Genomic DNA, 12,544 nt, shown 5'->3' with positions numbered 1-12,544 from the left:
ATCCACTGTGGGAGCGAGCCTGCTCGCGAAGGCGGAGTGTCAGTCGACATTGCGGGTGCCTGACCCACCGCTTTCGCGAGCCGGCTCGCTCCCACATCTGATCGTCAGTGAACACAAAACTGCGGTACGACGCAGATCCACTGTGGGAGCGAGCCTGCTCGCGAAGACGGAGTGTCAGTCGACATTGCGGGTGCCTGACCCACCGCTTTCGCGAGCCGGCTCGCTCCCACATCTGATCGTCAGTGAACACAAAACTGCGGTACGACGCAGATCCACTGTGGGAGCGAGCCTGCTCGCGAAGGCGGAGTGTCAGTCGACATTGCGGGTGCCTGACCCACCGCTTTCGCGAGCCGGCTCGCTCCCACATCTGATCGTCAGTGAACACAAAACTGCGGTACGACGCAGATCCATTGTGGGAGCGAGCCTGCTCGCGAAGGCGGAGTGTCAGTCGACATTGCGGGTGCCTGACCCACCGCTTTCGCGAGCCGGCTCGCTCCCACATCTGATCGTCAGTGAACACAAAACTGCGGTACGACGCAGATCCACTGTGGGAGTGAGCCTGCTCGCGAAGGCGGAGGGCCAGTCGACATCTTGGGCGCCAGATACACCGCTTTCGCGAGCCGGCTCGCTCCCACATCTGATCGTCAGTGAACACAAAACTGCGGTACGACGCAGATCCACTGTGGGAGCGAGCCTGCTCGCGAAGGCGGAGTGCCAGTCGACATCTTGGGCGCCTGACCCACCCCTTTCGCGAGCAGGCTCGCTCCCACAGGAAAAAGTTGATTCCCATTGCTAGGCTGTAATTCCCCGAACCCGCAACGGAACACCCCCATGGCTATCCAGGCCCTGCGCGCCGACGCTTCCCACATCGAAAAAATTGCCCCGTTATTCGACGCCTATCGCGGCTTCTACGGCCAGCCTTCGAACCTGCCGCAATCCCGTGAATTCATCGCCGAACGCATCGCCCGGGACGAATCGGTGATCTTCTACGCCGAGGACGCCAGTGGCGAAACCCTGGGTTTCGTGCAGATGTTCCCGACGTTTTCCTCCATCGACGCGCACCGCACCTGGTTGCTCGGCGACCTGTTCACCGCGCCTGCCGCCCGTGGCAAAGGCGTCGGCAGGCTACTGATGAACACCGCCCGCGATTTTGCGCGGTTGATGGGCGCCAGGGGCATGACCCTGGAAACCGCGACGGATAACATCAGCGCACAACGTTTGTACGAGTCATTGGGCTATGTGCGTGATCCGGGTTACTACACCTATTGTCTCGATTTGACCCAGGGCTGATCCGCTGATGACCCAAGCTCGCGCAGAAACTCGCCCTGGGATCTGGCGCAGGTAAGAATGCGATAACGCGTGGTGCGAGAAACGCCGCTGTCGCGAAACCGTGCATACACCGGTTGGAAAATCTCTCGGTTCACGGTCGGGTGCGCCATGCTCAGGTAGCGCTCGCAGCAAGCGTCGTAGTCTTCCAGCGCCATGAACTTCTGGAACCAGTAGCGATAGAAATAACCCAGCAGAAAGCCCAGGCTGAAGTCGTGATCCAGCACCGAATGTGCGCAGCATTCGAAATCGATCAGCCTCAGCGCGCCATCGGGACCGATCAGGATGTTCTTGGGGTGCGGGTCCATGTGCACAAAGCCTTCGACCAGGGTCTGGCCAAACAGGTGGAAAATGTCCAGCAGCAGGGTGGCGGCCTGTTCCGGTTTTGCGATGAGTCGCTCATCGACGCTGCAATGGTTATCGAAAAAACTGACCAGCAAATACTCTTCCTTGAGAAACGGAAAACGTCCGCTGTGGCCGAAGGCTGCGACTCGGGGCGAGGTTTGCGATTTGGCGGACACCGCTGACAAATTGATGAACTCATTGGTCAGGTCATGCAGGCCGAACACTCGCTTGAGCCCCAGGAAATTCTGCAGCTGCTTTTTCCAGTGGGTCAGCCGGTTGTGTTTCAACACCCATTTACGCTCACCTTCAAGCAGGAACACGCTGCGGGTTTCCTCAGGGATATCCAGCAAGGCGTACTGCCCGGGTTGGGCAAAAAAGCGCTGCAGCAAGGTCGCCAGTTCGGTCTGGTGAGACGGGTCGAAGTGGAAGGTGACGCCGGCGATTGTTTGCGGGTTGAGGCCAGAAGTGAGGTGTCGCAAGTGACGCATGTGAAGTCCCTGTCAAAGCATTCGGATGCATGAAGCGGCGGCAAACGGGCACGACGCTGCGACGTTATCGGCAGGTAACGGCTCAGCGTAAACGGTCGACGATGTTTTTTTGAGAATGAGGGCTCAAGAATGTCTTTTGTTCAACGGCAGTGGCAGCCTCGACGAGGCTGCCACCCCAGGGCTAGTTAGGGATTGGAATGGTCACACCTTCCTTCTGCAGGTCTTCGCGCACCGACTGGAACTTCTGGTACTTGGAAATTTCAACCGGGCCATCATAGGTCATGCTCTGCATCTTGCGAGGCGGATATTTGATGTAGGTCTGCATGAGCCTGGCGATGGACTGACTGATCGGCACCATGGTCCAGGTGCGCTCGGTGACGTTGCTCATGAAAATGTCATAGCGCTCCTGCGGGTCCTGATACAGGTCGAAGACCTGCGGTACCGTTGCCACGTATTTTGCAGCACCTTTCCAGCCCAGGTTGGTGTCCACGGCCAGGCCTCCGGTCGGGGCGCCATCGTCGCCACGCAGGTTGAACACGGCTTTGTAGTTGCCCACACGGGCAGCCCCCGGGGATAACTCGTTTTCGGTGAAGTAGAACCACTCCTTGCGTGGATCGGGACCGGTGCCCTTCAACACCGGGGTCATGTCATAGCTGTCGAAGATGATCGGCTGACCTTCGCGATCTTTCTCCGGCAGTTTGATCCCGGCCACCGAGGCGAATGTCGCCATCAGATCCAGGCCACCGATGATGTCGTGGTTTTTGGCGTTCGCCTTGATCTGGCCGGGCCAGACCATGATCGCCGGCACCCGGTTGCCCCCTTCGCGCACCGTGCCTTTGGTGCCCCGGAATGGCGTGTAACCGGCGTCCGGATAAACGTCCTGCCAGGCGCCGTTATCGGTGGTGTAGACCACCAGGGTGTTCTTATCCAGCCCTAGCGCTTTCAACTTGTCCATGATGCGTCCGATACGGGTGTCGAGCTCGACTATCGAGTCGGCGTACTTGCTCTTGGAGATCGACTTGTGGACGAACTCGGGTGCGGGCAGGTTGGGTTGATGCACTTTCATGAAGTTGACGTTGATAAAGAACGGCTTGTCGGATTTGGCCGCGGTGTCGAGGAACTCCAGTGCTGCTTTCTCGACATAGCTGTCGAAGAACGGAATCCCGACCACGCCAGGCTTGCCATCCACCACTGGCGTATCCACGTATTGCCCATTGATCTTGAATTCCTCGACCGCTTTTTCCCCCGCCTTGCCGGACAACGCGCCTCTGGTCACTTGGGTGAACATGGCGCGGGTCTCCGGATCCATGTCCGGGAACCAGGTGGCATCGGCGTAGGTGTAGGCATTGAGGTGATAAAGGCCGGCGTATTTCATGACGTCGTAGCCTTGCGCATTGGGCAGGGCGTAGTCGGCCTCGCCCAAGTGCCATTTGCCGGTGAAATAGGTTTCGTAACCACCGGTCTTGAGCACGGAGGCCAGCGTCCATTCCGCCGCCGGCAAGCCACCGCCCTGACCCTGAAAGGCTACCGTGGTCATGCCGCTGCGGTTGGGGATGCGCCCGGTCTGCATCGCGGCCCGGCCCGGGGTACAACTGGGTTGGGCATAGAAGGAATAGAAAGTGGTGCCTTCTGCCGCCAACTGGTCGATGCTGGGCGTCGGCATGCCTCGTCCGACACCGCCGCCGTAAGGGCCGAGGTCACCGTAGCCCGTGTCGTCGGAGACGATGAACAGGATATTGGTTTTTTCGGTTTGTGCCGCCTGGGCAACGTTGATTGCCAGCAACAATGAACATACGAGGTAAAGCCTGGAGCGGTGCGCGAACCTGTTCATAAGGGTGTCCTTTCTCAAGTTCAGATCCTCGTTGTAGGCCGCTCAGGCATCGAGGGCAAAACAACAAGCATCTTCGTGAGTAACCCCCCCAACATTTAGCCTGGACAGTTCAAGGAAATCGCCTGACGACACAATGGCATTCCCGTTCACTGCTCAAGACAGTCGTGGAAGATTAGTTCGACAATTCAAGCCCCGCGTGGTCGCAGGTCGCGGAATAGGCGTCGTTCGTCGATTTGTTGCCGAACCTTGATCCAGACGGCACTCATCCTTCAGCGGTACGCCACCGGGGTGGTAACGGCGTCAAAACCCGCTTTCGCGCATCAGTACGGCGGGAAAATGGAATCCTCGCTGGGGTGTGACAGGCCGCAAACACCAGCGGCTGATGAAACGGCAGCAGCGGATACAGATCGTTGGCCATGCTGAAGGCCAAGGCGTTCAGCGTAGATCGATATTTGGAGTTATCCAGGCTGAAAGCCGCTGTTTATGGGGGTTGAGACCTTCGGCGCAGAAGCCACTTGCCATCACTGGGTGGGTTTTGCAGCACCCGAGGCGGATTTTTCCTCTACAAGCTTGTACGCCACGTAGTACTTGTAGATGTTGCCGACGTAATCCACGGTCTCACGGCCAACCACTTGTGCCGCCGCCTGCTCGACATTACCAAACCAGACGTTTTTGTTCAGATTGGACTTTTCTGCCAGCGCCCGGAATTTGCGCAGGTTGCCCGGCCCGGCGTTGTAGGCGGCGAAGGTCATCAGGGTCCTATTCATTTGCGTCAATTGAGGGTCGTTCAGGTACTTGTCCGCGAGCAGGCGCATGTACTTGCTGCCGGCTTCGATGTTTCTGTCGGCACTCTTGTCGATGTCGTCGATGGCCACCTTTGGGTCCTTGGCGGTTGTCGGCAGCAACTGCATGACACCGACCGCACCTCTTGGGCTACGGGCCTTCTGATCGAGTTGCGACTCCTGAAAACCCTGCGCCATGAGCATCAAATGATCGAAACCGTAGGTGCTGGCGTGGCGGTTGAAGATCTCCACCATTTCCTGAAACTTCTTCATCTCGGCTTCGGACGTTGCGTTGACCACCCGTTTGCTGCTGTTGGTGACGTACTTGGTGCGCAGGCTGTTACCAAAGGTGGTTCCGATCTTGTGGGTTTTGACGAAACCGGCGAGCTGGCTTTTCAACTGTGGGCTGTCCTTGCGAATCGCCCAGGCAAACTCGGAGTTGTCATGCACAACAATGCCCTCGTGAATCTGCATATCGGTGTACAGCGGCGCCCAGATTTTTGCGATATATCGATCCACCACCGTGGACTTGAGCAACCCGGCATTGACCATTTGCAGCAGGTCTTCGGATTCCAGGTTTTCATCGGCGGTCTTCAGGTCGATGGGCGCCAGGCCTTGCTCCTTGAATGAGGCGCTCAACGCCTGGAGGTGCTCGTAGTAGCTGCTGGACGCCCGCACGGTAATTTCCTGGCCGGACAGGTCTTCAAGTTTTTCCACGGGTTTGCTGCCTGGGGCGGACACCAGGATTTCCGGGATGTTGACTGCGAACGGATCGCTGAAATCCACGTCCTTGAGTCGTGCCTCGGTCACGGTGAGCCCGCCGGCGGCGATGTCGCCAACGCCTTTGATCAGTTTGGGCATCAACTCGTCGCGGGCGGTCGGGATGAACATGACCCGCCATTGCATGGATTTTTTCGAATAGGGTTGGGTCTTGTTCAGCCAGGCTTCGAGCCCCTTGCCCAGCTCATAACTCAGCCCTCGTTGCCGACCGCGATCAAGCTCGAAAAAGGTCTTGCTGTAAGGCACCAGCACTCGGATCAACCGGCGTTCGCGCATGCCTTCGAAATCCCCGACCCAGTCCGGCAGAACGGGCAACACCATTTTTTGCACCTCGGCTTCTTCAGCCGGAGTCAGTTCGACGGCAGGCAGTTCGGGTTGGGTCTGTGCCAGTGCCGTGTTGAGGCAGCACAGCGTCAGCAGCAGGATTAATGCGCGAAAACGGCTCCACGGGATGTTCATGTTCGCTCACCAGGCTGGGCAGGGAGATCGGGAGGGGGGGCACATTGCAGTATGGCCAATGGCTGGCCATTCACATGGCCGAAAGGTGCTGAAGGGAAATTTTTTGCCGCAGCGAAGTCTCTCGAGGATCCAGTGCTCTGTGGCAGCGAGCCTGCTCGCGATAGCGGTGGGCCGGTCGACATGAATGTTGATTGATAAGCCGCTTTCGCGAGCAGGCTCGCTCCCACAGGGGATTGTTGTCAGGTGCAGGCTGCGTTTTTGATCAGCCGAAGACTGGCCGGAAAAAGCTGCGCTCGTAACTGAGGATGCAACGGGTTTCTTCGGCGTACTTGAACGCGGCGATGCACTGCGGGTCGTTCATCGACTGTTGCCGGTACGTTTCGTAGGCGGCAAGGCTGGGGAAGGTGAACATGGCCAGGGCGATGTTGTTGGCACCTTCGGACGGCAGAAAGTAACCGTGATGCTGGCCGCCAAATTTTTCCACCAGGGGAATCCACAGTTTGCCGTAGTGTTCGAACGCGTCGAGCTTGTAGGGGTCGAGCACATATTTCAGGTAGCAGGTGATCATCTGTTGTCCCTCTGACTGGGTTATTGATGGGTTGAATCGTCCGGCAGGTCGCGCTGTACGTGGGCCGTTACTTGCGGCAGGTCTTCACCGCTTGCATCGCGCTTGAGCCATTCGGCCGGCGGCAGGCCCACCACGTTGAGGAAGGTTCTGGAGAACGAGGCTTGCGAGCTGTAGCCCACCGAGTCGGCGATCACCTTGATCTGCACCCCGTCGCGCAGCAGGTCCTGGGCCAGTTTCATTCTCCAGGCGGTGACGTAGCCCATCGGTGAGATCTGCATGATCCGGGTGAAGCACGCCGAGAATTTGGAGCGCGACATGTTCGCAAGCTGAGCCAGTTTCTCCACGGTCCAGAGTGCCTCCGGTTCCTGGTGAATCCGGCTGAACACGGTCGCAAGGCGCCCATCCTGCAGGGCATAGAGCAGGCCGCTGGAAATCTTGCCTTCGATCACCGAGCGCCGCACCAGCCGCACGAACAGGTATTCGAGCAGCAGGTTCAGGGCCTTGGTCCGACCGGGGGCCTGGTCCTGGAATTCGTTGATCAGGGTGCCGAGCAGGGGGACGAGGTTGTCCAGTAGTCGGAACGGAAACACCAGGGTTTCCTTGAGCCCGAGGGGGAAGGGCTGCAGGGCATTGCGCCCGAACTGGAACGAAGCGCAGATCAATTCAGCGCCTTGCGCGGAATTGGAACGCAGCTGATAACGGCAGCTGCTGGGGCAGAACAGCACGCTGGGTTCGTTGATGGAAATCTTCGGCAGCCCCGGTTGCACCATGTCGATACCGCCGCGGCCGATCACATGGATAAACGCCATGCCCGGCGGCTTGTCGAGCACCAGCGTACCGTCCACGGGGCCGGCGAAGAACAGCCGGCCCTGCAGGTGTGTGCGTTCGAAGAATTCGGAAAGGATATCCATGTTGGAGACGCCCGGGTAAAGACTCTGCACGTCCTGGCAAAAGTGGAGCAGGGCGCGACCGTAGGATGCAGTTCTCGCCGATGGTAATCAACGCCCATCAAGGGTGTCACGGCGCAGAGCGATATTTTCGTCCACGACCGGAGTCCACCGCTATGAGCAACGATACGATTCGCACCCCGTACGCCGACCCGGCAGAACCCGCGCTGCCGGACCCGGGCATGAAACTCGACCTGTCCCGTACCGCGCTGGTGGTCATCGACCCGCAGATCGACTTCCTCAGCCCCGAGGGCGTGAGCTGGGGCGTGTTCGGCAAGAGCGTCGTCGAACACGATGTGGTCAATCACCTGGGCCAGTTGTTTGCCGCGGCCAAAGACGCGGGCATTACCGTCGCCGTTTCCCCGCATTACTACTATCCGTGCGACCACGAATGGCAGTTCGGCGGGCCACTGGAGAAAGTCATGCACAGCATCTGCATGTTCGATCGCAAGGGGCCGCTGACTCTCGACGGCTTTGAAAACTCCGGTGCCGATTTCATGCCCGAATTCAAGCCCTACATCCTCGATGGCAAAACCATCATTGCCTCGCCGCACAAGGTGTACGGTCCGGAAACCAATGACCTGGCGCTGCAACTGCGCAAGCACGGCGTGTCGCAGGTCATTCTGGCGGGTATGGCAGCCAACCTTTGTGTCGAGTCGCACTTGCGTGAGCTGCTGGAACAGGGGTTTGAAGTGGCCGTGGTCCGTGACGCCACCGCCGGCCCGAGCACTCCGGAAGGCGATGGTTACCTGGCGGCGCTGATCAACTACCGCTACATCGCCAATGCCCTGTGGACCACGGCGCAAACCCTGGACTACCTCAAGGCCTGATCCACACCCTGGCGGTGCACCGTTGCACGGGGCACCGCCATACCAGCAGGAGGTTCGCAGCATGCGCAGACTTTCCCCACGCTACCGTCAGCACGCCACTGGCGTGATCCAGTCGGCCATTACCTGCGCCATTGCCGCCGCGATCGCCAGTCCCTCCGGCCTTTCCCCCGATGCATTGCTGGTTTACTGGTTCAAGGCCTGGTTGTTGGCCTGGGCCACCCTTATTCCTTTCGTGCTGCTGGCGACGCCGTTGATCAAGCGCCTGGCCGCGTTGCTGGTGGAGGATGAGCCGAGCCGGGGGTGAGCGAAGCGCAACCGCCCGTTGCACGGCATCATTGTTAAGTTTCCCTTCAAGGCTCTTGCAGGAATTGGCGGTACTTCAAAAGAGCAGACTCTCTACTCTAGTGAGCTGACGCGCGTCCCCTGCCGGGTGGCATCCGGGGACGAGCGCTAAAACCATAACAATTGTTTCAGCACCGGATGGATGAGGAGGCTTCATGGCTCAGAGTCTCAAGATCAATGGGGTTGTCCATCAGGTTGATGTGGATGACGACACACCCTTGTTATGGGTGCTACGCGATGTGCTGGGCATGACCGGCACCAAGTTCGGCTGCGGGATGGCGTTGTGCGGCGCGTGCACGGTGCACATGAACGGCACGCCGATACGTTCCTGCATGATGCCGGTCAGCGCTCTGCTGGCGGCGGAAATCACCACCATAGAAGCGATTGGCGAAACACCGACGGGCAAGCGCGTTCAGGACGCCTGGCTGGCGCACGAAGTGGTGCAGTGCGGTTATTGCCAGTCCGGGCAGATCATGTCCGCCACGGCATTGCTGGCCACCAATCCACACCCGGACGATCAAGCCATCGACAGCGCGATGGCGGGCAATATCTGTCGCTGCGGCACTTATGTGCGGATACGCGAAGCGATCAAGACCGCTGCCGGCCCGGTCGTTGTTGCCACTACGGAGGCCGCATCATGAACCCGATCGATACCAGCGAAGGCCTCACTCGACGCGGTTTCATCAAGGCCGGCGCGGCGATAGGCGGCGGGTTGCTGATCAGCTTTTCCCTGCCGGGGCTGATGCGCGGTGCCGAGGCCGGGGAGGCTGATTTTTCCCCCAACGCCTATGTGCGCATCGACCGCGAGGGGCGGATTTTCCTGACGATACAACCGGTCGAAATGGGTCAGGGCACTTACACCTCGATGCCGGCGCTGATCGCCGAAGAGCTGGAAGTGGGCCTCGATCAAGTGGTCATCGAACACGCCCCCGCCGACGACAAGCGGTACGCCAACCCGATGCTGGGCTTCCAGGTCACCGGCGGTTCGACCTCGGTTCCCGGCAACTGGAAGCCGCTGCGCGAGGCCGGGGCGGCGGCGCGGATTCTGCTGGTCAGCGCGGCGGCCAGGCAATGGGGCGTCCCGGTCGACAGTTGCAAGGCTGACAAGGGCATGGTCCTGCACCCTGACAGCGGCTGGAAACTGGGCTATGGCGAACTGGTGGACGCGGCGTCGACATTACCCTTGCCATCGCCCATTCCTTTAAAAGATCCCAGTGAATTCAAGCTGATCGGCACGCCCGCCAAACGCACTGACTCGCCGGACAAGGTCAACGGCAAGGCGGTGTTCGGCATCGACGTTCATCCGCCAGGCATGAAGGTCGCGGCGCTGATGTTGTGCCCGGTGGTTGGCGGCACCTTCGAGTCTGTCGACCCGGCACCGGCGATGGCCGTCAAAGGCGTGCGGCAGGTGTTGCACACCGACAATTCGGTTGCTGTCGTGGCCGATCATATGGGCGCGGCGCGCAAGGGCCTGTCACTGTTGCAGATCAAATGGAACGCCGGGGCCAATGCCGGGGTGTCCAGCGAGTCGATGCTCAAGAACATCACGGCGGCCTCGCTCGAACCTGGCGTTCAAGTGCGTAACGAAGGTGATGTGAAGTCGGCACTGGCCAAGGCCGACCGGAAAGTCGAAGTCACTTACCAGGTGCCGTTTCTGGCCCATGCCTGCCTGGAACCGGTGAACTGTACGGTGCATGTGCGCAAGGACGGCTGTGACCTGTGGCTGGGTATCCAGGTGCCGGCGCGGGCCAAAGCGGTGGCCGCGCAATTGACGGGCTTGCCGGAAGCGTCCGTGCAGGTGCACAACCATTTGATCGGCGGTGGTTTCGGCCGGCGCCTTGAAGTCGACTTCGTCGCCGACGCGGTGAAACTCGCCCGGCAGGTGGACTACCCGTTGAAGGTCATCTGGTCCCGGGAAGAAGACACCCGGCACAGTACGTTGCGGCCGTTCCACTACAACCACCTCAGTGCCGGACTGGATACCCAGGGCCGCCCGGTGGCCTGGACACACAAGGTCACCGGCGGTTCGATCCTGGCCCGCTGGGCGCCGGCGGCGTTCGTCAATGGCATCGACCGTGATGCCATCCGCGATGCCTGCGGCCCTTACGCGTTCCCGAACCTGAGCGTGCATTATGTGCGCCACGATCCGCCGGCGGGCATCTTGCCGGCGTTCTGGCGCGGGGTCGGGCATACCCAGAACGCCTTCATGGTCGAAGGTCTGGTCGACGAACTGGCTCATCTGTCGAAGACCGATCCGTTTGAATTCCGCTACCCGCTGTTGGAGAAACACCCGCGGGCAGTGAAGGTGCTGCAAATGCTCCGGGAGAAATCCGCCTGGGACACGCCGCCTGCCGCGGGGCGTGGCCGTGGCCTGGCGCTGACCTCCTGCTTCAGCACCTACGCGGCGCAAGTGGCGGAAGTCAGCGTCAAGCCCAATGGCGAAGTGCAGGTGCACAAGATCATCACGGTGGTCGATTGCGGCATAGCGATCAATCCCGACAGCGTGGTCGCCCAGGTACAGGGCGGCACCATTTTCGGCTTGAGCGCCGTGCTGTTCGGCAATATCACGTTCAAGGACGGTCAAGTCGAGCAGGGCAACTTCGACACCTATCGGGTCTTGCGGATCAACGAGACGCCGCAGATCGAGACGTTCCGGGTCGAGAGCGGCGAGTCGCCGGGGGGGTTGGGTGAAGTGTCGACCGTGACGATCGCGCCAGCGGTGGTGAATGCCATTTTCGCCGCCACCGGCAAGCGTCTGCGCAGTTTGCCGGTGGACCCGCAGGCGCTTCGTCAGGCCTGACAAACGTTAGATGATGAGTTCTTCGATTGGCCCCAGGCTGTGGCGTTCGTTGCGCAGGAAGTCGATGAGCGCCCGCAGCTTGGCCGGCACCCGGCGTCGATCCGGGTAGTACAAATGCAGGGAAGGGAAGGTCGGGCTCCAGTCCGGCAGCAGCCGGATCAGCCGACCCTGCTCGATAAAGGGCTCGATGTAGCCGTTGATCATGTAGGCGATGCCCAGGCCGTCCAGTGCCGAGCGCACCAGTATTTCCGAGTCGTTGACGATCAGCCGGCCCTTGACCGGCAGCTCGAATTTCTCGTCGGCCTTTTCGAATGCCCAGCGTTCGATTTGCCCGCTGGTGCTGTGACGAAAGCCGATGCAGTCGTGCCTCAGCAAGTCCCTGGGGTGTTCCGGTAAACCGTGGCGGTCCAGATAATCGGGCGCGGCGATCACCTGCGCCTGCATGTCCGGGCCGATGGGCAGCGCGACCATGTCCTTGTCCACCGCGTCACCAAAGCGGATGCCGGCGTCGAAACCCTGGCTGACAATGTCCTCCAGCAGGTTTTCCACGCGGATCTCCAGATTGATTTCCGGGTAGGTCGCCATGAAGTGGCGCAACATCGGTTGCAGCACGATCAGGTAGGCGGCGCGCGGCACATTGATGCGCAGCAGGCCGGTGGGATGGCTGGCTTCGCGCCCGAGTTCGCGGGAGGCCGAGGTCAGTTGTTCCAGGGCCGGTTGCACGCGCTCCAGGTAACGTTCGCCGATCTCGGTCAGGCATACGCTGCGGGTGGTGCGGTTGAACAGCACCAGGCCCAGGCGTTCCTCGAGTCCGCGGATGCTCTGGCTGACCGCGGACGGCGAAATGCCGAGTCTGACGGCCGCGTTCGAGAAGCCTTTTTCCTCGGCGACAGCGATGAAGGTCACCAACCCGTCCAGATGGTCCTGACGCATGGTTTATCTCCGTCGGCGGCTGAAGAAATCATCTGTAACACTGCGTCCGATGCGTTGTACAGATCGCCGCCAATGACATGATTACTGAATGTTGCCTGATGTGATCTGTAGCG

At 60.2% G+C, this 12,544-nt stretch carries 11 protein-coding genes; 5 read left to right on the top strand and 6 right to left on the bottom strand.

The features are described 5' to 3' along the window. The first annotated feature begins 831 nt into the window (after nucleotides 1-831). On the top strand, nucleotides 832-1,290 hold the full coding sequence (locus CKW21_RS03675) for a GNAT family N-acetyltransferase (protein ID WP_095192664.1): 459 nt from the start codon (nucleotides 832-834) through the stop codon (nucleotides 1,288-1,290). Here the strand turns inward: CKW21_RS03675 and CKW21_RS03670 are convergent. The 5 genes from CKW21_RS03670 to CKW21_RS03650 form a co-directional block, all read right to left on the bottom strand. After that, entirely contained in the window at nucleotides 1,263-2,159 is an 897-nt protein-coding gene (locus CKW21_RS03670; RefSeq protein ID WP_095192663.1) for a phosphotransferase, read from the bottom strand. The genes CKW21_RS03675 and CKW21_RS03670 overlap by 28 nt on opposite strands. Before the next feature lie 181 nt (nucleotides 2,160-2,340). Beyond that, nucleotides 2,341-3,990, bottom strand: coding sequence for an arylsulfatase (locus CKW21_RS03665; protein ID WP_095192662.1), 1,650 nt, complete (start codon nucleotides 3,988-3,990; stop codon nucleotides 2,341-2,343). 521 nt (nucleotides 3,991-4,511) lie between these two features. Continuing rightward, nucleotides 4,512-6,011, bottom strand: coding sequence for a lytic transglycosylase F (locus CKW21_RS03660; RefSeq protein WP_095192661.1), 1,500 nt, complete (start codon nucleotides 6,009-6,011; stop codon nucleotides 4,512-4,514). A gap of 262 nt (nucleotides 6,012-6,273) precedes the next feature. Then, nucleotides 6,274-6,579, bottom strand: coding sequence for an NIPSNAP family protein (locus tag CKW21_RS03655; RefSeq protein ID WP_095192660.1), 306 nt, complete (start codon nucleotides 6,577-6,579; stop codon nucleotides 6,274-6,276). 20 nt (nucleotides 6,580-6,599) lie between these two features. Further along, complete coding sequence (locus tag CKW21_RS03650; protein ID WP_095192659.1) at nucleotides 6,600-7,490, bottom strand: AraC family transcriptional regulator; 891 nt, start codon at nucleotides 7,488-7,490, stop codon at nucleotides 6,600-6,602. A 152-nt stretch (nucleotides 7,491-7,642) separates the two neighbouring features. Between CKW21_RS03650 and CKW21_RS03645 the strand changes: the two genes are divergently transcribed. The 4 genes from CKW21_RS03645 to CKW21_RS03630 all read left to right on the top strand — a co-directional run bounded on the left by CKW21_RS03645 (nucleotide 7,643) and on the right by CKW21_RS03630 (nucleotide 11,498). After that, on the top strand, nucleotides 7,643-8,356 hold the full coding sequence (locus tag CKW21_RS03645; protein WP_095192658.1) for a cysteine hydrolase family protein: 714 nt from the start codon (nucleotides 7,643-7,645) through the stop codon (nucleotides 8,354-8,356). Between the two features lie 61 nt (nucleotides 8,357-8,417). Beyond that, on the top strand, nucleotides 8,418-8,660 hold the full coding sequence (locus CKW21_RS03640) for a DUF2798 domain-containing protein (protein ID WP_170948624.1): 243 nt from the start codon (nucleotides 8,418-8,420) through the stop codon (nucleotides 8,658-8,660). A gap of 193 nt (nucleotides 8,661-8,853) precedes the next feature. After that, on the top strand, nucleotides 8,854-9,339 hold the full coding sequence (locus CKW21_RS03635) for a (2Fe-2S)-binding protein (protein WP_095192656.1): 486 nt from the start codon (nucleotides 8,854-8,856) through the stop codon (nucleotides 9,337-9,339). After that, a complete protein-coding gene (locus CKW21_RS03630) occupies nucleotides 9,336-11,498 on the top strand; it encodes a molybdopterin cofactor-binding domain-containing protein (RefSeq protein WP_095192655.1) in 2,163 nt (720 codons plus the stop codon). The genes CKW21_RS03635 and CKW21_RS03630 overlap by 4 nt, the downstream gene beginning before the upstream one ends. Before the next feature lie 6 nt (nucleotides 11,499-11,504). Here CKW21_RS03630 and CKW21_RS03625 read toward each other — a convergent pair whose 3' ends face one another. Further along, nucleotides 11,505-12,431, bottom strand: coding sequence for a LysR family transcriptional regulator (locus CKW21_RS03625; protein WP_095192654.1), 927 nt, complete (start codon nucleotides 12,429-12,431; stop codon nucleotides 11,505-11,507). Nucleotides 12,432-12,544 lie beyond the last annotated feature (113 nt).

This window comes from Pseudomonas sp. Irchel 3A7 (assembly GCF_900187565.1).
Classification (GTDB): Bacteria; Pseudomonadota; Gammaproteobacteria; order Pseudomonadales; family Pseudomonadaceae; genus Aquipseudomonas.
This window is presented reverse-complemented; position numbering and strand designations above follow the sequence as displayed.